Here is a 20,458-nt window from a genome sequence, read left to right on the forward strand (position 1 = left end):
GGGGGCGGTTCTGGTCATCAGAACCGCCCCCACGTCGTCGTCCCGGCACCGGTACCCTGACACCGACGTCGGCAACCGGCCCCGCATACAGTTGATCCCCGGCCCAGTGGGCCGGGGGTCAACTGCTGACGTTTCAAGAGGAGAATGCTCAGCTGCCGTATACAGGGTGTCCTTCCGGTGGGTACTCTGCCGGCCACCTCTGCGGTGGCTCTGACTATCAACCTACGACCGGGTTCTTGGAAGATCCTGGCAGCGCCCTGCATCGTCGGTGGAAGTTCCCGTAGCGGTCACGCAGGGGGCTGGTCTGCACCGACCGGTGCCAGTTCCGCCGACGGCGCCCAGGACAGGACGTATCCCCGGGACCGTAGCCAGCTGTCGACACCGCCGCTGTCCAGCATTCCGGTGACGAGTCGTTGGGACGCCTCGAGTGCGCGGGCCGCGGTGGGGACATCGATGTAGTGGGCGGTGAGCGCGTCGCCGAGTTCCTCCAGGTCGAGCAGTTCCCAGCGGTCGTCGGCGTAGGTGACGAGGTCCACATACAGGTCGGTGGTGTGCCACTGTGTTTCACCGGGGTCGACCTGCGCTATGTCGACGTAGAGATCCTGTCCGGGGAACCGGCCCCCCTCCCCGTCGCGGAAATGGAACCGGTTGACCCGTAGGTCGAGTCCGGGGATCAGCCAACTCTCCAGGTACCCGAAGCGAGGGTGGTCGGCAGGCCGCGCCATGTACAGCATGCCGTCGTGTTCGTCCCACCGGTCGACCCGGCGCAGATGCCCCTTGGGGTCGGTGTTGGTCAATCCGGTGATGTCGAAGGTCTCGACCTTCGGTGGATGCGGGACACTCACGGTGAACTCGGGGGCTGGTCCGGATCAGCGGACGTTGAAGATCCCGGCGGTGGGGAGGAACGTGCAGTTGCCCTGGCCGCCTTCTTCGTCGGTGGTGACCCCGCCCTCGAGCAGTGCGAGAACATTGCCCGGACCGGTGTCGGCGAGGCCGTTGATCGTCGCCGGTCCGTCCGGGTTGATGCCGCCGTAGGCCAGGTCGGTCTGGCCGATCCGGCCGTTGTTGATGTTGACCCAGTGCACACGCATGCCGGTGTTCTGTCGCTCGGCGACCGGGCCGGTCCCCAGTGCGGTGAAGACGAAGGAGACGTGACCACCGGGGACGCCGGGCAGCGGAAGTTCGGCGGGGCCGGGCACCCCCATGGCCATGCCGACGGCGTTGCTCGTGCCGCCGATGCAGTTCTGGGCCAGCGTGGGCCACCCGAACTGGGTGAAGCCCGGACCGTTCTCGGGGATACCGACACCGGGTTCGCCGTCACCGCGGAAGAAGCCGACGACCCGCTTGAGGATGTCACCGACGTTGTCGGGGACCTGCGGGTTGTTCGCGAAGTCCTCGATCTGCTGCAGCAGCTCCGGGGTGGGGCGGCCCAGGTTGTCGATCGGCAGGTCGGGCAGCCCGGGCAGGACGGGGGCTGAGTGCGCCGCCGGCGCTGCCCCCAGTGAGGCGCCTGCGGACACGGCGACGGCGGTGAGGACGGCGGAGACCGCACGGGACACGCGGCGGGAGGGCCGTCCTGACGGTGAGGTACGGGTGAGCTGGGGAAGCACTGTCAGCCTCTCGGTGGTCGTGAGTCGCGTCGGAACGGGCCCGACGCGCATGCCTTAACGTCACATCAGCCACAACAGTAACATGAGTAACAGGTCCGGCCAACGTTCGGTTTTGACCACCATATCAGTGATTGCCGTTAACCGGCGCCGGAAATGCGTCGATGAGAAAAAACGGGCCTCTGTCGAGTACCCTGGAGCGTCGTTGTCCCCCGAGGGGTCTGTGTCGACACCCGGACCCCCGACCTCGACTGACTCTCAACGACTGACTCTCAACAAGGAAGCTGAAGGATCTGTGTCACTGACTGAATTCCGCAATGTCGCCATCGTCGCCCACGTTGACCACGGCAAGACCACCCTCGTCGACGCCATGCTGCGTCAGTCCGGGGTATTCGACGCCCACGGCGAGGTCGAGGACCGTGTCATGGATTCGGGGGACCTGGAGAAGGAAAAGGGCATCACCATCCTGGCCAAGAACACGGCGATCCGTCGTGCCGGCCTCGGTAAGGACGGTGGCGACCTTGTCATCAACGTGATCGACACCCCCGGTCACGCCGACTTCGGCGGCGAGGTCGAGCGTGCCCTGTCGATGGTCGACGGTGTCGTCCTGCTCATCGACGCCTCTGAGGGGCCGCTGCCCCAGACCCGCTTCGTGCTCGGCAAGGCGCTCGAGGCCAAGATGCCGGTCATGATCTGCGTCAACAAGACCGACCGCCCCGACGCCCGCATCGACGAGGTCGTCACCGAGGCCCAGGACCTGCTGCTCGAGCTCGCCTCGGCCCTCGACGACGATGAGGCCGCGGCTGCCGCCGAGACCCTGCTCGACCTGCCGGTGCTCTACGCGTCCGGTCGTGCGGGCAAGGCCTCCACCGAGAACCCGGGTAACGGCAACGTCCCCGAGGCGGAGGACCTGCAGGCACTCTTCGACGTCCTCTACGACGTCCTCCCGGAGCCCTCGGCCGACATCGAGGCGCCGCTGCAGGCCCACGTGACCAACCTGGACTCCAGCTCGTTCCTGGGCCGCATCGGTCTGATCCGCGTCTTCGCCGGCACGATCCGCAAGGGGCAGCAGGTCTCCTGGATCCACTACGACGCCGACGGCGTCGAGCACACCAAGACCGCGAAGATCGCCGAGCTGCTGCGTACCGTCGGTGTGTCCCGTGTCCCGGCCGACGAGGTCATCGCCGGTGACATCGCCGCGATCTCCGGTATCGAGGACATCATGATCGGCGACACCCTCGCCGACCCCGAGCACCCGGTCGCCCTGCCCCGCATCACCGTGGACGAGCCCGCGATCTCGATGACCATCGGTGTGAACACCTCCCCGATGGCAGGACGGGGTGGCGGCGACAAGCTGACCGCCCGTGTGGTCAAGGCCCGTCTCGACCAGGAGCTCATCGGTAACGTCTCCATCCGTGTGCTGCCCACCGAGCGTCCCGACGCCTGGGAGGTCCAGGGCCGTGGCGAGATGGCACTCTCCGTCCTGGTGGAGACCATGCGCCGCGAAGGTTTCGAGCTGACGGTGGGCAAGCCCCAGGTGGTCACCCGGACCGTGGACGGCAAGCTCCAGGAGCCCTACGAGCACATGGTCATCGACGTGCCCGAGGAGCACCTCGGTGCCGTGACCCAGCTCATGGCCGCCCGCAAGGGCCGCATGGAGGGCATGGACAACACCGGTACCGGCTGGATCCGGATGAACTTCACCGTCCCGTCCCGTGGCCTGATCGGTTTCCGCACCATCTTCATGACCGAGACCCGCGGCACCGGCATCGCCAACCACTACTCGGCCGGCTACGAGGGTTGGGCCGGCGAGATCAAGGACCGTCCCAACGGCTCCCTGGTCTCCGACCGCACCGGTCAGATCACCGCCTACGCGCTGACCCAGCTCGGCGACCGTGGTGAGTTCTTCGTCGAGCCCGGAACCCAGACCTACGAGGGCATGGTCGTCGGGCAGAACAACCGCGACGAGGACATGGACATCAACATCACCAAGGAGAAGAAGCTCACGAACATGCGTTCCGCCACCGCGGACGCCACCGTGACGCTGGCCAAGGCGCGCAACCTCACCCTCGACGAGGCCATGGAGTTCTGTGGCGGCGACGAGTGCGTGGAGGTCACCCCGGAGAACATCCGCGTGCGTAAGGTCATCCTCGGCGCCAACGAGCGTGCCCGTGCGCTGTCGCGCATGAAGGCCCGCAACAAGTAGGACACCCCTCCCAACCCTCCGGACACAGAGGAGCCGTCGCCAGGTGAAGCAGTTCAGCAGGTCCCGGCGGCGGCGTCCGTCATCCGTCGTCGCCGTCGCCTCCGCGGCCACGGTCTGTGGTCTCGCCCTGGCGGGATGCCAGGCCGATCCCGGCGACGCGCCGACCGTCGACGACGCGGAGGAGGCGGGAGAGGCGCAACCCGGCAACGCGGGGGAGGGGGACGGGGACGACGGCGCGTCTGCGGTCCCCGAGGAGCTGCGCACGATCACCGTCGGGGTGGACCGCATCCCGGCGGACCTCAACCCCCACCTCGTGGGTTCGCGGTCGATGCTGACCTCCACGGTGGCGGACCTGACGCTGCCGAGTGCCTTCACCGTCGACAGCGACGGGCACCGGACCGTGATGAACTCCGACCTGCTGGACTCCGTCGACGTGCGCGCCGGTGACGAGGACGCCCCGACCCAGGTGCGGTACACGCTGGCACGTGAGGCGCAGTGGTCCGACGGCAGCCCGATCAGCGGCTCCGACTTCCACTACCTGTGGCAGCAGGTCATGACGATGCCGGGGACCACGGACAACGCCGGGTACGCCGACATCAGCGACCTCACCGTGTCCGCGGGCGGCAACACGGTCACCGTCACGTTCTCACGGCCCCAGGCCGACTGGCGGGAGCTTTTCGCCCACTTGTTGCCGAGCCACATCTACGGCGCGGAGGGTCGCAACTTCGTCACGGCGTTGGGGACTCTGCCTGCCGCGTCGGGCGGCGTCTACACGGTGCGTCAGTTCGACCCTGGCCGGGGCAACCTCGTGCTGGAACGCAACACCCGGTACTGGGGTGAGTCGCCGGCGCGGACTGACCGGGTCGTCTTCTCGGAGTCCGGTGACCTGAACACCTCGACGCAGATGCTGCGTGCCGGACAGTTCCAGATGCTGACCACCCGCAGCGGCGCGGTCACCGCCGAGTCCGTCGACAGCCTTCCCGGAGTGGGGTCGGCGACCGTCGACCTGGACACCCGACTGGACCTGGTCCCCAACGCAGGAGCCGGGCGGATGGCCGATCCCGACGCCCGCCGGGCACTGTTGTCCGGCATCGACGCCGACCAGGTCGCACGACTGGTCACGGGGGACCCGGATGCTGTCGCACCGGAGGGTGGCGTCGGAGCGTACCGGGGACACGGCGGGTACGACCCAGCCGGTGGCGCAGCGGAGGCGGTTGGCGCCACGTCGGCCGACCCGCTACGTATCGCGGCGGACACGTTGGACGACGAAGCCGTCGAAGCGGCACGGCGGGTCGTCGACCAGTTGGGTGCGGCCGGTGTTCCCGCGACCGTCGTCACCCCGTCATCCGCGGACCTCTACTCGGCGTTCCTGCCCCGGGGTGATGTCGACGCCGTGGTGGTCTGGCAGGACCGGGACCGCTCGCGGACGGACTTGCGCAGTGAATTCGCCTGCGACTACGCGGATCGCCCGATGCGTGCACCGTCCCAGCAGCTTCCGACGGAGTCCGAACTGTCCACTGAACCGGAGGACGACAGTACCGGCGGTGCTGACGGTTCTGACGGTTCTGACGGTTCTGACGGTGCCGACACGCAGTCGACCGGGTCTGCGTCCGGTTCGGCGGGGGCCGGGCCCCCGGAGGACGCCGCGACCACGACGACGGACGGCGACGACGCCCCGACTGCGCGGGGGTCGAATGTCTCCGGCTTCTGTGACCCCGAGGTCGACACCCTCCTGCAGGAGGGTTCCGATGACGAGGTGAGGGCCCGGCTGTCCGAGCAGGCACTGTCCCTGCCGTTGTTCGGCGACCGGGTCGTGGTGGGCCGCTCCGTCGAGCTCGTCGGCCCTGCCGGGCGGGTCGACAGTTGGCCGATGGGGGAGCGGTCCGGACCTTTCGTCACGGTGGCCGGCTGGTCCCGTGCCAGCGGCCCCGGTGCTGAGGCGGAGACCGACGCACACGACACCGACACGACAGGAGAAGCCGACGATGAATGACCTGACCCCGAATGACCTGACAGGTGTGCGTGTCCTGGCGGTGCACGCACATCCCGACGACGAATCGATCTGGGGCGGGCTCGCGATGGCGAACTGGTCCCGGCGTGGCGCGGAGGTCTCGGTGGTGACCTGCACACTCGGTGAGGAGGGGGAGGTCATCGGCGACAAGTACGCCGGTATCGTCGCCGACGGTGCAGACGTCCTCGGCGGCTACCGGATCGCCGAACTGCAGCGGGCCCTCGGCGAGCTCGGGCTGGGGCGTCCCGAGTTCCTCGGCGGTCCCGGTCGGTGGCGCGACTCGGGGATGGCCGGGACTCCCGCCGCCGAACATCCGCGGGCCTTCGTGAATTCGGGGGAGACTGCGGTCGATCAGCTCATGGACCTCTTCGACGCCCACCGGCCGCACGTCGTGGTCACCTACGGTCCCGACGGGGGGTACGGGCACCCGGACCACATCCGGGCCCACGAGATCACCCACCGCGCCGCCTCCCGTGGTGTGGAGGAGGGGCGGTGGGCACCCCTGAAGATCTTCTGGACGGCCCAGGAGAGGGAACGGGTCGAGGCGGGACTGCGCGCCCTCGACGAGCATGGTGCACCGCCGGAGGGCTGGCGGAGCCCGGCGCCCGGTGAGCTTCCGACGGTGCCGTCGCGCGTGGTGGACGCCCGGGTCGAGGGCAGTGCACGGGACGTTGCGGCGAAGCAACGTGCGATGGCGGCGCACGCGACCCAGTTGTGGGTCGCGGACGGGTCGGTCTCCGACGTCAATGACCGGCCACGGTACTCCGCCGGGCCGGTGGCGTTCTGCCTGTCGAACCTCATCGCGCAACCGTTGCTGGACTCCGAGAGCTACACCCTGGGGCAACAGTTCGAGTCGCCGGCCGGGTTGGCCCCCGATGTACTGGACAGACTAGACTGTCTGTTTGCCGGAGGGAGGTGATTCGATGAGCGCTGATGACACGACGACGGCCGACGCCGCTGCCGAACCGTACTGGGGTGATCCGGAGCGGTCGCAGGTCCGCCGTGACACGACGCGTTCGGAACGGGTCGCCGGTATCGTCTGGCTCTGTGTCGGGTCACTGGTGGCGATCCTGTTGTCGGCTCTCTACCTGGGTTCGAGGATCACCGTCGGCGACGTGTCGGTGCCGTTCCCGTGGCCGGTGCTCGTCGGGCCGTGGTTCAACTACGTGCTCGTGAAGACGGCACTGTTGTGGACCGACAACCGGCGCGTCGCCGCGACGCCGCTGTGGGTCTGGCTCGCCGGATACGCTCTCCTGCTGTTCTGGCCGGTCCTTCCCGGGCTGGGCGGCGACACGATTCTCGCCGGGACGGTCTGGGCGCTGCTGCTTCTTCCCCTGGGGGCGGCCGGCGGCGGTTGGGCATTACTGCGGTTGAAGTGAGAAGATCACAGCTGCACCTGGCGGCACCCGGCGGCAGCGGGCGATAACTGTTGTTCCGGTGACTCCGGAACGGCTGATGAACAAGTTGATACATCCTGAACAGTGACGAACTCCAGAAAGTGACAACCAGATGACCTACGTGATCGCGCAGCCCTGTGTGGACGTGATGGACCGGGCGTGCGTGGAAGAATGCCCCGTCGACTGCATCTACGAGGGCAAGCGTGCGCTGTACATCCACCCCGACGAGTGCGTGGACTGCGGTGCCTGTGAGCCGGTCTGCCCGGTGGAGGCGATCTTCTACGAGGACGACCTCCCCGACGAGTGGGAGGACTACATCGACTTCAACGTCGCTTTCTTCGATGACCTCGGGGACCCGGGCGGAGCCGCCAAGCTGGGCCCGCAGGATTTCGACGTGGAGGGTATCACCAACCTTCCCCCGCAGAACCAGGACTGACCCACACCCCGCCCGCGCCGTCGGCGACACCACCGCTGTCGAAGGAAGAAGTTGAGAACGCCTATGCCGAGCCATACACGGCGTACCCTGTCCACCGAGCTCCCCGATTTCCCGTGGGACTCGTTGGCCGGTGCGAAGACGACCGCGTCCGCACACCCGGACGGCATCATCGACCTCTCGGTGGGGACCCCCGTCGACGAGGTCGCACCCTCGATCCAGCTGGCGCTCGCCGAGAATGCCGCCGCCCCGGGGTACCCGCAGACTGTCGGGACCCCGGAGCTGCGGGAGGCGATCGTCTCCGCGGTGGCGCGGAGGTTCGGGGTCACCGGTGTCGGACAGGACGCCGTACTGCCGGTGGTGGGGACCAAGGAGGCGATCGCCTGGCTGCCGTTCCTGCTCGGCGTGCTGCCGGGGCAGACCGTCGTCATTCCGGAACTGGCGTACCCGACCTACGAGGTCGGGGCACGGCTGGCCGGGGCGACGGTGCTCCGTAGCGACTCGTTGCTCGCGCTGGGGCCGGAGAGTCCGACGCTGATCTTCATCAACTCACCGGCGAACCCGCACGGCAAGGTGCTCGGGGTGGAGCATCTCCGGAAGGTCGTGGAGTTCGCCCGGGAACGCGACGTGGTCGTGGTCTCCGACGAGTGCTATCTCGGTCTCGGCTGGGGGACCGACGGTGCCGACGGTGCCGACGGGGCCCCGGTCTCGATCCTGGACCCGCGGGTCTGCGACGGCGACCACACCAACCTCATCGCGGTGCACTCCCTGTCGAAGACCTCGAACCTGGCGTCCTACCGCTCCGGGTTCCTCGTCGGTGACCGGGCGCTGATCGCCGAGTTGCTCAGCGTCCGCAAGAACGCCGGCCTGATGATGCCCGGACCGATTCAGGCGGCGAGCGTCGCCGCCCTGGAGGACGACGGTCAGGAGATCCTGCAGAAGGACCGCTACCGCAAGCGCCGCGAGCTGCTCTCCGCGGCAGTGGAGGCGGCGGGACTGCGCATCGACGATTCGGAGGGCGGACTCTACCTGTGGGCCACCGAGGGACGGCCCTGCAGGGAGACGGTGGACCGTCTCGCGGAGCTCGGCATCCTGGTGGCGCCGGGCGACTTCTACGGCCCGTCCGGGGCCGAGCATGTGCGCATCGGGCTGACCGCCACCGACATGCAGATCGTCACCGCCGCCCGACGGCTCGCCGCGGGGCTGGGGTAGGCGCGGGACCCGAGGTCCCTACGGCTGCACCGCCTCAAGTGGTGGAATCCGCGCCGCCCGTGCCGCCGGTGCGAGCGCGGCGACGGCCCCGACCGGTACGGACACCGCCAGGACGGTGATGACCAGCGTCCACGGGACAGCGACGCTGGTGAGCCCGACGTCGGTGAGGACGGTGAGCAACGCCCAGCCGGCACCCAGCCCCACCCCGGTGCCGAGGACGGCGCCGTAGACGGTCGTCAGCACCGCTTCGAGGGCGACCATGCGCCGGACGTGCCCACGGCTCGTCCCCACCGCCCTGAGCATGCCGATCTCCCTGCGGCGTTCCACCACCGACAGTGCCAGGGTGTTCACCACACCCAGGACCGCGACGACCACGGCGAGGGCGAGCAGGGCATACACGACGACGATGATGCGCTCGACGAGAACCGACTGTTCCCCCGCATACTCCGTCGGTGTCTGGACCGTCACGTCCGCGCCGTCGCCGAGGAGACCGGTCAGCCGGTCGGCCAGTGACTGCCGGGGGAGCGTTCCGTCGCCGTCGACGAGGAGCGCCACGACCCGGTGACCGGTGCCACCCTGTGTCCCCGGGGCGAGGCGCCAGAAGGCGCTGGCCCCGATGACGACGTCACCGAGGATCCGGGAGTGCCCGTAGGTGCCGGTGAGTCGGAGCTCCACGGCCCTGTCCTGGCCCTGCGCCGCCACCGGGACCATGTCCCCGATGCTCCAACCGTGCTCCGCGGCATAGGAGCTCGACATGGTGATGCCGTCCCCGGTGCCGATGTCCAGGTTGCCGTGCGTTGTCCCGACGTCGAGGACCGTCGACGGGTCAGCGTTGCTGACGGTCACCAGGGGCAGACCCCGAGTGGGAGCCTCCCCGATGACGGCGAGGGCCTTGCCGAGCGTGAAGGTCGCCCCCACGCCGGGGGCGTCACGGACCCGGCCGACGGTGGCTCCGGGGACGGCGACGTCGACGGCACCGCCCGGCGCCGCGACCACCAGGTCCGCGGTGACCTCGGTGTCGACCGCCTGACGCAGTGAGGCCTCCGTCGACGCGCCGGCCATCCCGGTCACCGTGACCAGACACATCCCCAGCGTCAGGGCGTAGGCGGTTGCCGCGGTGCGACGCGGGGTACGTCGGACGGTGCGTACGGCCACCGCGGCAGGAACCCGGAAGGACCTGCCCAGGGGAAGCGACAGTATCCGTCCCAGCGGAGGCAGCAGGAGGCGCACCACGGCCGCTGACACGAGGTGCACCCCGACCAGGGCAACGATGGTCCCGGCCCCGCAGAGGACCACCCGTGGCCGGGTATCCCACGCGCTGCCCGGTCCCACGGCGATCCCGACGAGAAGGACCCCGACCGCGCAGGTCAGTGTTCCTGCCAGGGTGCGGACACGCGACGGCGCGGTGGACGCGGTCGAGAGTCCCGCACCAGCGGCCTCAGCCGGTGCTACGGAGGCGGCACGGCGCGCCGGCGCCCATGCTGCCAGGACGGTCGTCGCCGTCCCCACGACCCAGGGCACCAGGACGGTCGTCGCCAGGAGCCCCACATTGCCGAGCGGGACGTCCGGTGCGAGAGGAGTGTCGGCGGCGGTCGCACCGGCGGCGGCGACCAGACCGGCTCCGGCGGCGACACCCACCGTCGAACCGAGCGCGCCGACGGCGACGGCCTCGCACAGGACCGAGGCGGTCACCTGCCGGCCGGACATCCCGAGTGCCCGGAGCAGTGCGTAGTCCCGCATCCGTTGGCCCACCGTCATCGCGAACGTGTTGGCGACGAGGAACATGCCGACCACCAGGGCGACGGCACCGAACATGCCGAGAATGTAGCGCAGGTACCCCACCCCGGTGCGCAGTACACCGGCGTCCGAGGCCTCCACCTCCTCAGCGGTGCGCACGGAGACCGCCGACCCGCCGGGGGCCCGGGCCAGGTCGTCGGCGAGAGCTGCGGCGACATCCTCCGGTGAAGCCCCGGGAGCGGTGCGCACGGCCAGACCGGGGAGCCCCTCGGCGGCGAAGGCCCCGCGGTAGTCGTCCCCGTCCATGCCGAGGCCGAGGCCTCCGGTGTCGCCGCCGGTCGAGATACCGCTGACCGTAAGGGTCACCTCCGCGGCGTCGCCGGTGACAGTCACCTCGTCACCGATGTCCAGTGAGGCGGTGTCTGCGGTTGCCTCGGTGACCACCGTCTCGCCGCGGTCCGGTGGGGCGCCGGCGACGAGGCGGGTGTCCGGGTCCAGCGCGCGTGCCGGGCCGTACCAGGGGCCCGGGTGCACGGGCATCCCCCCGGTGTCCACGGTGGGGGCGTCCGGAGCAGCTCCCCGGCTGAGGACGACGCTGCGGCGGTCGTCGATCTCCGCGCGGTCGATCCGGTGGCCGGAGAGGACCCGGTGCTCGATGCCCTCCGGGAGACTCCGGTGGCCGTCCGCCGGCCGGATGATGATGTCGGCGTGCCGGTAGCCGGACGACGTGAGCCGGGTGACGGTGTCGCCGAGTGCCCCGGACAACAGGACTGTCGCGGCGATGAAGGCGGTGGAGAGGACCACCGACAGTGTTGTCAGCACCAGCCGGGCACGGTGCGCCGCGATGCCGCGGAGACTGAGCCGGAGAAGGGTCCGGGTGGCCCGGATCATCGTGTCGCGGTCGGGCAGGTGGGGGCTGTGCGGGCAGACGGGGCAGGTGAGGCTGCGGGGGATCCCATGGGGAGGACAGCTTTCCGGTGGAGGAGAGGGGGGAGGAGGGGGAGGAGAGGAGAGGGAGCGAGGAGAGAGGGACTGGAGCGGGCGGAACCGGCCCACTGTCCGGGGGGTCAGTTCTTGTGCAGGTCCTCGTTCAGTTCCACCGATCCGGTGCTGCGCGCGACCGCTTCGACGGCGCCGGAGACGGAGTTGCGACGGAACAGGACGTTGGAGACACCGGAGAGCTCGGACGCCTTCACGGTGGCGCCGTCCTGCACTCCGACGGCGTCGGCGACCGCGCCGGAGACGACGGCCTTGGTGCCGAACGTGACGTAGAGTCCTGCCTCCACGACGCAGTCGTCACCGAGGGAGATACCGAGGCCGGAGTTCGCACCCAGGAGGCAGCGCTGCCCGACGGAGATCACGGCCTTGCCGCCGCCGGAGAGGGTGCCCATGATCGAGGCGCCACCGCCGACGTCCGAGCCGTCGCCGACGACGACGCCGCCGGAGATGCGTCCCTCGACCATCGACGCGCCCAGGGTCCCGGCGTTGAAGTTCACGAAACCCTCGTGCATCACGGTGGTGCCTTCGGCGAGGTGGGCACCGAGACGGACGCGGTCGGCGTCACCGATGCGGACGCCGGTGGGGACCACGTAGTCCACCATCCGCGGGAACTTGTCGACGGAGAAGACGGTGACCCGCCCGTGCCGGCTCAGCCGGGCGCGGGTGGCCTCGAAGCCCTCGACGGCACAGGGGCCGAAGTCGGTCCAGACGACGTTGGCCAGTTTGCCGAAGATGCCGTCCAGGTTGCAGCCGTGGGGCCGGATCTCCCGGCCGGAGATCAGGTGCAGGCGGAGGTAGACGTCGGCGGTGTCGACGGGGGCGGCGTCCAGGTCGTCGATGACGGTGGTGACCACCGCGCGTCGGACGCCGCGGTCGGTGTCCTCGCCTTCCAGGTGGGAGAAGTCCGACGGGGTCGACGGTGCGGCGCCGAGCCCGAATTCGGGGTACCACACGTCGAGGACGGTGTCGTCGGCGGTCAGGGTCGCAATTCCGGTTCCATATGCGGCAGTCATGGTGTGACAGTCTACCTGGCGCCCCGGAGTCCGCCGAGGGGCGCTAGGAGGAAACGGTGGCGTCGCCGGCGTCCGTGGCGGCGACGGTCCGGTCGTGGTGCCGGGTGACGAACAGTCCGAGCAGGCTCACCGCGACAAAGGCGATGGCCACGGTGACCACCTGGTCACGGGCGGTCTCGTCGAAGAGCATCAGTACCGCCAGGCCGACCAGGGCGACCAGTGTGACGATCGGCAACACCGGCCATGCCCACATCCGGACCTTGAGACTGCCCTCGGCCTCGAGCTGCGGTCGTAGCTTCAGTTCACTGAGCACGATGATGAACCAGATCACCAGCAGGCATCCGCCGACCGCGTTGAACAGGATGTTGATCAGGTTGTCCGGACCCCAGACCTGCAGGCCCACCGAGATGAAGGCGAAGACCAGCGAACAGATCACCGCGGCCGTCGGGACCCGCTGGGCCGAGACCTTCCGGAACAGCTTCGGGGCGTTGCCCTGGTGGGAGAAGGAGAAGGTCAGCCGCGAGGTCGCGTAGATCTGGGCGTTGAATGCGGACAGCAGCGCCAGCACGATGATCGCCTCCATGAACCCGACCACACCGGGGATGTCGGCCATTGCCAGGACACGGGTGAACGGAGAATCGGCGGCGTCGTCGGCGCCGTCCAGCGTGGTGACGTTGAGCAGCGCGGTGATCACCAGCACGGAGCCGAGGTAGAACACCGAGATACGCCAGACGACCGCACGCACCGCGGCGGTGATCGCCTCACTGGGCTTCTCGGACTCGGCGGCGGCGATGGTGACGATCTCGATACCGCCGAAGGCGAAGGCGACCGCCAGCAGACCGGCGGCGATGCCGGAGATCCCGTTCGGGGCGAAGGGGGTGAAGTTGTCGACCCCGACCGGGTCATGACTGGGGAGTAGTCCGAAGATCAGCAGCGCACCGACGACGAGGAAGAAGATGATCACGGCGACCTTGACGAAGGAGAACCAGTACTCGAACTCGCCGAAGCCCCGGACCGCGAACAGGTTGACCACGGTGAACAGGACGACGCACAACAGTCCCGGGATCCACCCCTCGACGCCGAACCAGTTGCCCATGATGGCCCCGGCGCCGGTGATCTCGGTTCCCATGACCATGATGAGCATGAACCAGTACAGCCACCCGGTGGAGAACCCGGCCCACGGTCCCAGGGCCATCTTCGCGTACGTGGCGAACGTGCCGGAGGCGGGGCGCGCGGCGGCGAGCTCGCCGAGCATACGCATGACGAAGACGACGACGATCCCGGCGACGATGTACGACAGCAGCACGGCCGGGCCGGCGGCCTTGATCCCGACACCGGTTCCGAGGAACAGGCCGGCGCCGACAGCAGACCCGAGTCCCATCATCGTCAGGTGCCGGACCTTCAGGCTGTGTCCGAGGTCGCGGTTTCCGGCCTCGGTCGGTGCCGCACCCTGGGAATCGGTGGAGGAACCGGCGGGGGAGCCGGTGTGCTGTGTGCTCATACTTCCGGATTCTCGCACACTCGTCCGGCGTGCGAGACGATAGCCCGTTAGAGTGAGTGCCACGATGAACAATTCTGAGCCCGCTCCTGAGACCGCTCCTGGGACCGCTTCTGGGCATGCGGTCCTGACCGCTGCAGACCTGTCCGCCTGCCCTGTGGAACTGACCCGCAGTCTCGTCGACATCCCCAGCCGGTCGCACGACGAGAAGGCCATCGCCGACGCGCTCCACGTGGCGCTGGAGGGACTGCGGGAGGCCCATCCACACGTCACCGTCGACCGGCACGGCAACACCCTCGTCGCCCGCACACACCGCGGGCTGGACACCCGGGTGATTCTCGCCGGTCACATCGACACCGTCCCCCCGGCGGACAACCTGCCGTCGACCCGCCGCCCGGACGGCGAGGGCAGGGACAGCATTCACGGTCTCGGGTCGGTCGACATGAAGTCCGGGGACGCGGTGTACATCCACGCCTTTGCCAGCCTGGCCAGCTCGGAGTCGCTCGCCCACGACCTCACCCTCGTGCTCTACGAGGGGGAGGAGGTCGCGACCCGCTACAACGGGCTCGGTCACCTCGTCGAGGCGCACCCCGACTGGCTCGAGGGCGACGTCGCGCTGCTGGGGGAGCCGTCCGGCGCGGTGATCGAGGCAGGGTGTCAGGGGACGTTGCGGGTGCGGGTGACGGCGCACGGCACCCGGGCGCACTCCGCGCGTGCCTGGCTGGGTGACAACGCCGCCCACCGGCTCGCCCCGGTGATCACCCGGGTCGGGGAGTACCGTCCCCGCGACGTCGACATCGACGGGTGCCTCTACCGGGAGGGCCTGAACGTGGTGCACCTGGAGGCCGGCGTGGCGACCAACACCATCCCCGACGACGCCTGGATGTTCGTCAACTTCCGCTTCGCCCCGGACCGTTCCGGCGAGGAGGCCCTCGCCCACACCCTGGACGTCCTCGGCGTCGGGACGCCGGAGGACCCCGTCGACGGATTCAGTGTCGAGGTTGACGACCTCGCCCCCGGTGCACTGCCGGGACTCGCTCAACCGGCGGCGTCGGCTCTGGTCGAGGCGACCGGCGGCAACGTGCGGGCGAAGTACGGGTGGACCGACGTCTCCCGTTTCTCCGCCCTCGGGATCCCGGCGGTGAACTTCGGTCCGGGGGACCCCGGGCTGTGCCACACCCCGCAGGAGAACTGCCCGGTGGAGATGATCGAGACCGTGAGTACCCAGTTGACCGACTACCTGACCCGGAAGGCACGGTGACGTGCAATGGCTGAAGACAACCCGCAACCGTTCACCTTCCACGGGCCGGTGATGCGACGGGGCATCAACGGTACCTACCCGGGGACGCCGTACCCCCGGTCGACGACGGACCAGCGGTTGTTGGACGAGCAGCCCAACACCGACTGGCTGCACTCCGACCCGTGGCGGGTGATGCGTATCCAGTCGGAGTTCGTCGAGGGTTTCGGTGCGTTGGCCGAGCTCCCCAAGGCGGTCACCGTGTGGGGGTCGGCACGCGTCGCCGAGGACCACCCCTACTACGAGACGGGCCGGGAACTGGGCCGACGGCTGAAGGAGGCCGGTTACGCGGTGATCACCGGCGGCGGCCCGGGGCTCATGGAGGCGCCGAACCGGGGGGCGGCGGAGGCCGGCGGTGTGTCCGTCGGACTGGGCATTGAACTGCCGCACGAGGAGGGGCTGAACTCGTGGGTGAACCTGGGCCTGAACTTCCGCTACTTCTTCGTGCGCAAGATGATGTTCCTGAAGTACGCGCAGGCGTTCATCTGTCTGCCGGGCGGGTTCGGGACCCTCGACGAACTCTTCGAGGCCCTGGTGATGGTGCAGACCGGCAAGGTGCGGCAGTTCCCGATCGTGTTGCTGGGCTGTGAGTTCTGGAGCGGACTGGTCGACTGGATCACCACCCGGCTCATTGACGAGGGGATGATCTCGGAAGGCGACCCGGACCTGTTCCTGGTGACCGACTCCCCCGAGGAGGCGGTCGCCTACTGCGTCGAGGCACACCGGGGACGGGTCGAGGAACTCGAGGAGCGGCGCAGCCAGCTGCTGCGCGAACTCGAGGACCTGGAGAAGCAGGCGGGCCGGATGTCCGGGGACACCGGTCCGCAGGCCCGGTAGGTCGGGTACCCTCGGCAGCCATGTATCTGGTCATCACGGTCATCGCCGCACTGCTGGTGGCGCTGGTGCTCGTCTACCTCGTTCTCACGGTGTTCGACCGCGAACCGCCGGTACCGGGACGTACAGGGCGGCGACCAGGCAGTGCCGTCAGCGCCGTCAGCGCCGACGGTGCCGACGGTGACCCCAGCGACGGTGGCAACCGTGGACAGCAGGAGAGTGTGCAGTGAAGAGGATCCCGAACCTTCCCCGGCCGGTCCCGGAGATCACGGTGGGCACCACCGTCACCGGCAGCGACGTCATCGACTGCCGCGTGGTCCTGGCAGACCCCGACCCGGAGTCGGCACCGGCACGTCGGGACGGTGACGGCCCGCAGGCGGAGCTCGCCGCCGACGGTGTGTGGGAGATCCGTGTCCCACGCCGGCCGGGGCCCCTGACTGACCTGGCCAGCATCGCCGAGGAACCACGGTTGGCCGATGACCGGTGGGCGGCGGCGGCCGCCGTGCTCGTGCGCCGACTGGGCGCGCTCGTCGACGGGCACCCGGTCCGGGCGAAGCGACACACCGTGCAGATCCGGGTCCCGGAGGAGACGACCGCACACAACCTCCGCAATCTCGCGCAGGGCATCGTGCTGGGGGTGCGGCCCCTGGTGGTCACGCGCAAGGACGCGGCGGTGGACGTGCGGTCGGTCCACGTCGACATCGCCGGGATGCTCCGGGGAAGCGACGACTCCGACGGCGCAGTGACCACGCGGGCCGAGGGCAGCGTGCGCCGTGGGCGTCTGCTCGGTGCCGCCACGATGCTGGCCCGGGACATCAACGCCGTGCCCGCCCCGTCAGCGACCTCGGTGTGGTGGCGGCGTAAGGCCAAGGCGGTGCTCGGGGACATCGCGGGGACCCGGGTCAAGACCCACGGCAGGGGGTGGCTGCAGCGCAAGGGCTTCGGCGGCATTCTGGCGACAGCGACGGCAGGTGCCGGCGTCAACGACCCGGAGGGCGAGGACGAGGTCGGGTTCGTGGAGATGTTCTGGGACCCCGCCGCCGCCGAGGGGGACCTCACCGACGACCGTCCCGAATTTCTCGTGGTCGGAGGCGCTCCCGTGCCGGCGGTGATCCGCGCGCTGGCGGAGTTGCGGGGGCCGCACAAGGTCGTCGGGCTGGTGCCGGTACACGGTTTCAACCCCCCGCCCTCCGCTCCCGGGCGGGCGAGGCCGGTGGTTGAGCATGTCAACGGGACGACGACACAGGTCCCCGGGCTCTCCACCGCCACCGAGCAGGTGGAGGTGTGCCGTCGTCTCGCTCTGGCGGACGCCGTGGCCTACGGCGTACAGCGCTACCGCCCCCGCCGGGTGGTCGTCGTCGGTCCGGTGTCGACGGCGTCGAAGACCGCACTGGGGGAGCTGACCGGTGCAGTCACCGGTGACGCACAGGCGGTACGGCGGGTGACGTTGCGCGGAGCCCGGGTAGGTGAGCGGTGGTGGCCGTTGCCGACGCCGGACTACCTGGAGGATGCCGTCAACTCGGGGGACGCCGATCTCACGGTGGTGCCGGACGGGCCGGGAGCGGTGACCGCGGCACTGTTCCTCCGACGTTTCGCCGACGGTGTGCCCTGCACCGTCCTGGACACCACCGGTCCGTCGTGGTCGGATTCGGCACGCGGTGACGTGGACCGGGGGAGCACGGGTTTCGCGGCACGCACTCTTGTAGAGTGGTTCCGGAAGTAGCCGACCCGGCTCTTCATCGTTCCGCTATCGAGGGGAGACCCGCACCCGTGCTCTCTGATGTCATCGACCTTCTCGCCGACCCGGTGGACGGCACCCCGTTGCGTGCCGGTGACGACGCATGGAAGACCCTGGTGTCCGACTCCGGTCACAATTACGACGTGGCGCGGCAGGGGTACGTCACCCTCGCCGGTGGAGCCGGTCTGCGGTACTCCGGTGACGACGCCGAGATGATCCAGGCCCGTGAGACGTTCCTGTCCGGGGGGCATTTCGCCCCGTTCGTGGAGGCGATCACCGACCACGTGGGTCAGGCACTCGACGACGCCGGTGTCGCCGACGACGCACACCCGTCGATCGTGGAGATCGGTGCCGGCACCGGGTACTACCTCTCCCACACCCTGGATTCGATCGAGAACTCCCGCGGTGTGGGCATCGACGTCTCCGTGCCTGCGGCGAAGCGGCTGGCATCGTGCCACCGCAACATCGGCGCGGTGGTGGCAGACGCCTGGTCACGGTTGCCGTTGCGTGACGGGGTCGTCGACGCCGTGACTGTGATCTTCGCCCCGCGGAACGCCGCCGAGTTCGCCCGGGTGCTGTCCCCTGAGGGGCAGGTCATCGTCCTCACCGCCGACGCCGGACACCTGGCCGAGCTGCGGGGACCGCTGGGCATCATCGACGTTGAGGAGGGGAAGGTCGAGCGGATGATCACCCAGGCCTCGGGCCACCTCGTGCCGGTAGGGGAGCCGGAGAGCGTCGAGTTCCAGATGACCCTGGACCAGGCGTCGATCGCCGCACAGATCGGGATGAGCCCGTCCGCACGCCACATCCACCCGACGGTGCTGGCGGAACGGATCGCCGCACTGCCGGAGACGATGACCGTTACCGCGCGTGCCGCCATCACCCGGCTGAAGCGGGACCACCGGCTCGCCTGAGGGGCGGGACGGCGGGGAGGCCGGCCCAGACTATTCGCCGGGGTCGACCCCGGCGGCGAGATCACGGTCCGCCAACACTGCCTCGCGGATGAGTTTCTCCTGTTCCGCCGGGTCGTCGAGGTGCGCCAGCTGGCGTTGGAGCTGACGTCCCAGAGACTCCATCGCGGACAACATGCGTGCGCCGCCGGTGGCTCTCACGGCGAACCGGTCGAAGGCCCGGGGCCCGGTCAGCGCCGTGGTGAGTGAGACCAGGCCCCCGTCGGCGAAGACCTCGCACACCGGACCGTCGACGAAAATGGTGAGCGTGTCGCTGTCACCGTCCGCGAGGGGCGCGGAGCGGACGTCGCCGTCGCGGTCCACCGACACCCGGTCCCCGGAGTGGGTGACGCTGGCGATCACGCCGCCGTCCTTGTTCAGGAGGTCGACGGTCGCGGAGCCGGACTCGACGTCGAGCTGCGCGGTGTAGACGGCCGCCCGGTCGGTGTAGGAGCGGACGGCGGTCGGGAGGCCGATGACGTCCTGGTAGAGGTGCCCGTCGCGCAGACTGAGGAACCGGGGCACTGACAGACAGTTTGCCCAGGTGGCAGGTTCGTCTCCGCTGTCGCTGTGGGGGAAGGCCCCGACGAGGCCGGAGAGCACGGGCCGGTTGCCGGGCACCAGGCGGGGCCGGGTGAAGTCGTGGCCGTGGTCGAGCACCTGGAATCCCGTCGACGCACGGAACGCAGCGCCGTCGAGGGCGCCGACGATGTACCCGGTCGTCTCCCCGGACCCGTCGACGCCGTCGATGCTGGCGTCGGGGTAGGTGATGAACAGGACGTCCCTGTCCTCCCCGGTCCCGCGGTCGGTCATCAGGGTCAGCCGCGGTGCGTACGGACGTCCGTCGGGCACCGGCTCGCCGACGGTGTCAGCGGCGTCAGCAGTGTCGGCGATCTCCAGGGGACCGACGACCGTCCAGTGCTGACGGTCCGTCGACTCCAGGACGACGATTCGGGCATCCTCGTCATCGACCAGGTCGAGGGCGATCATCGTCCATCCGTCGCCGCGGCGCACCACCGACGGGGTCGCCAGGTCATGGATCGGGTGGGCGGAATCGTCGATGTCCACCGGGCCGAGTCGCTCCACGAAGGGGGACACCACGCTCGGGTCGTCGGAGACCTCGGTGGTCGCGGCGCCGAGATCGGCGATGCGTGCACGCTGGACGGTGAAGCGCCGCTCGCCCCGGTGGCCGTGGGGCACGGTGTTCGAGCGGAGCCCGGCCCGGTCGGCGCCGCCCCCGGGCGTGGTGGTGACGAAGAAGAGCTCGACGCCCTCACCCACCGGCACGGAGGAACCGGCGAGACAGTCGATCTCCTCGTCCCGGGGCACCAGGACGTCGTCGCAGACGTCCCAGCCGTAGGGGATCCCGGACGCTACCTGGTGGGCCCACCGGGCCCCGGCGTCAGGTCGAGGCCGGAACTGGTGGAAGACGTGGAGGGACTCCCCCCGGCCCAAGGCTCCGGCGGGGGCCTCGAGGACACCGACTTCCGCGGTGACGTGTAGTTCAGGTCTGTAGCGGTTCACGG

At 69.5% G+C, this 20,458-nt stretch carries 17 protein-coding genes; 11 read left to right on the forward strand and 6 right to left on the reverse strand.

Features of this window, described 5'->3' with window-relative positions:
- Positions 1-287: 287 nt before the first annotated feature.
- Both PQI66_RS00535 and PQI66_RS00540 read right to left on the reverse strand, forming a co-directional pair.
- On the reverse strand, positions 288-845 hold the full coding sequence (locus PQI66_RS00535; protein WP_339995191.1) for a DUF402 domain-containing protein: 558 nt from the start codon (positions 843-845) through the stop codon (positions 288-290).
- 24 nt (positions 846-869) lie between these two features.
- Positions 870-1,559 carry an Rv1157c family protein gene (locus PQI66_RS00540; protein WP_339995192.1) on the reverse strand — a complete coding sequence of 230 codons (690 nt, stop codon included), beginning with the start codon at positions 1,557-1,559 and terminating at the stop codon, positions 870-872.
- Between the two features lie 343 nt (positions 1,560-1,902).
- Here PQI66_RS00540 and typA point away from each other — a divergent pair, with 343 nt between their 5' ends.
- The 6 genes from typA (at position 1,903) to dapC (ending at position 8,866) form a co-directional block, all read left to right on the forward strand.
- Positions 1,903-3,813 carry a translational GTPase TypA gene (gene typA / locus PQI66_RS00545; protein WP_339995194.1) on the forward strand — a complete coding sequence of 637 codons (1,911 nt, stop codon included), beginning with the start codon at positions 1,903-1,905 and terminating at the stop codon, positions 3,811-3,813.
- A gap of 43 nt (positions 3,814-3,856) precedes the next feature.
- Positions 3,857-5,806, forward strand: a complete 1,950-nt coding sequence (locus tag PQI66_RS00550; RefSeq protein ID WP_339995195.1) for an ABC transporter family substrate-binding protein — start codon at positions 3,857-3,859, stop codon at positions 5,804-5,806.
- The gene (gene mshB / locus PQI66_RS00555; protein ID WP_339995197.1) at positions 5,799-6,743 is read left to right on the forward strand and encodes an N-acetyl-1-D-myo-inositol-2-amino-2-deoxy-alpha-D-glucopyranoside deacetylase; all 945 of its coding nucleotides are present in this window, start codon (positions 5,799-5,801) and stop codon (positions 6,741-6,743) included. Before PQI66_RS00550 ends, mshB begins: the two co-directional genes overlap by 8 nt.
- Before the next feature lie 4 nt (positions 6,744-6,747).
- The gene (locus tag PQI66_RS00560; RefSeq protein ID WP_339995198.1) at positions 6,748-7,203 is read left to right on the forward strand and encodes a hypothetical protein; all 456 of its coding nucleotides are present in this window, start codon (positions 6,748-6,750) and stop codon (positions 7,201-7,203) included.
- A 130-nt stretch (positions 7,204-7,333) separates the two neighbouring features.
- Complete coding sequence (gene fdxA / locus PQI66_RS00565) at positions 7,334-7,657, forward strand: ferredoxin (protein WP_339995199.1); 324 nt, start codon at positions 7,334-7,336, stop codon at positions 7,655-7,657.
- 63 nt (positions 7,658-7,720) lie between these two features.
- Complete coding sequence (dapC, locus tag PQI66_RS00570) at positions 7,721-8,866, forward strand: succinyldiaminopimelate transaminase (protein ID WP_339995200.1); 1,146 nt, start codon at positions 7,721-7,723, stop codon at positions 8,864-8,866.
- Positions 8,867-8,884: 18 nt separating this feature from the next.
- On the opposite strand, the gene PQI66_RS00575 is transcribed toward dapC, so the two are convergent.
- From PQI66_RS00575 to PQI66_RS00585, 3 genes are all read right to left on the reverse strand, one after another.
- Positions 8,885-11,494 carry an ABC transporter permease gene (locus PQI66_RS00575; RefSeq protein ID WP_339995202.1) on the reverse strand — a complete coding sequence of 870 codons (2,610 nt, stop codon included), beginning with the start codon at positions 11,492-11,494 and terminating at the stop codon, positions 8,885-8,887.
- Positions 11,495-11,670: 176 nt separating this feature from the next.
- On the reverse strand, positions 11,671-12,615 hold the full coding sequence (dapD, locus tag PQI66_RS00580) for a 2,3,4,5-tetrahydropyridine-2,6-dicarboxylate N-succinyltransferase (protein ID WP_339995204.1): 945 nt from the start codon (positions 12,613-12,615) through the stop codon (positions 11,671-11,673).
- 43 nt (positions 12,616-12,658) lie between these two features.
- Entirely contained in the window at positions 12,659-14,116 is a 1,458-nt protein-coding gene (locus PQI66_RS00585; protein WP_339995205.1) for an amino acid permease, read from the reverse strand.
- A gap of 64 nt (positions 14,117-14,180) precedes the next feature.
- Between PQI66_RS00585 and dapE the strand changes: the two genes are divergently transcribed.
- From dapE to PQI66_RS00610, 5 genes are read left to right on the forward strand one after another with little or no spacing between them, the layout of a single operon-like run.
- Complete coding sequence (gene dapE / locus PQI66_RS00590; RefSeq protein WP_339995206.1) at positions 14,181-15,374, forward strand: succinyl-diaminopimelate desuccinylase; 1,194 nt, start codon at positions 14,181-14,183, stop codon at positions 15,372-15,374.
- Positions 15,375-15,380: 6 nt separating this feature from the next.
- A complete protein-coding gene (locus tag PQI66_RS00595) occupies positions 15,381-16,247 on the forward strand; it encodes an LOG family protein (protein WP_445227972.1) in 867 nt (288 codons plus the stop codon).
- Between the two features lie 20 nt (positions 16,248-16,267).
- Complete coding sequence (locus PQI66_RS00600; protein ID WP_339995208.1) at positions 16,268-16,474, forward strand: hypothetical protein; 207 nt, start codon at positions 16,268-16,270, stop codon at positions 16,472-16,474.
- Complete coding sequence (locus PQI66_RS00605; protein ID WP_339995209.1) at positions 16,471-17,967, forward strand: aminopeptidase; 1,497 nt, start codon at positions 16,471-16,473, stop codon at positions 17,965-17,967. The genes PQI66_RS00600 and PQI66_RS00605 overlap by 4 nt, the downstream gene beginning before the upstream one ends.
- Positions 17,968-18,014: 47 nt before the next feature.
- The gene (locus PQI66_RS00610) at positions 18,015-18,896 is read left to right on the forward strand and encodes a methyltransferase domain-containing protein (RefSeq protein WP_339995210.1); all 882 of its coding nucleotides are present in this window, start codon (positions 18,015-18,017) and stop codon (positions 18,894-18,896) included.
- A gap of 30 nt (positions 18,897-18,926) precedes the next feature.
- Here PQI66_RS00610 and PQI66_RS00615 read toward each other — a convergent pair whose 3' ends face one another.
- Entirely contained in the window at positions 18,927-20,456 is a 1,530-nt protein-coding gene (locus PQI66_RS00615) for a GH32 C-terminal domain-containing protein (RefSeq protein WP_339995211.1), read from the reverse strand.
- Between the last annotated feature and the right edge of the window lie 2 nt (positions 20,457-20,458).

This window comes from Corynebacterium sp. USCH3, assembly GCF_037619475.1.
Lineage (GTDB): Bacteria > Actinomycetota > Actinomycetes > Mycobacteriales > Mycobacteriaceae > Corynebacterium.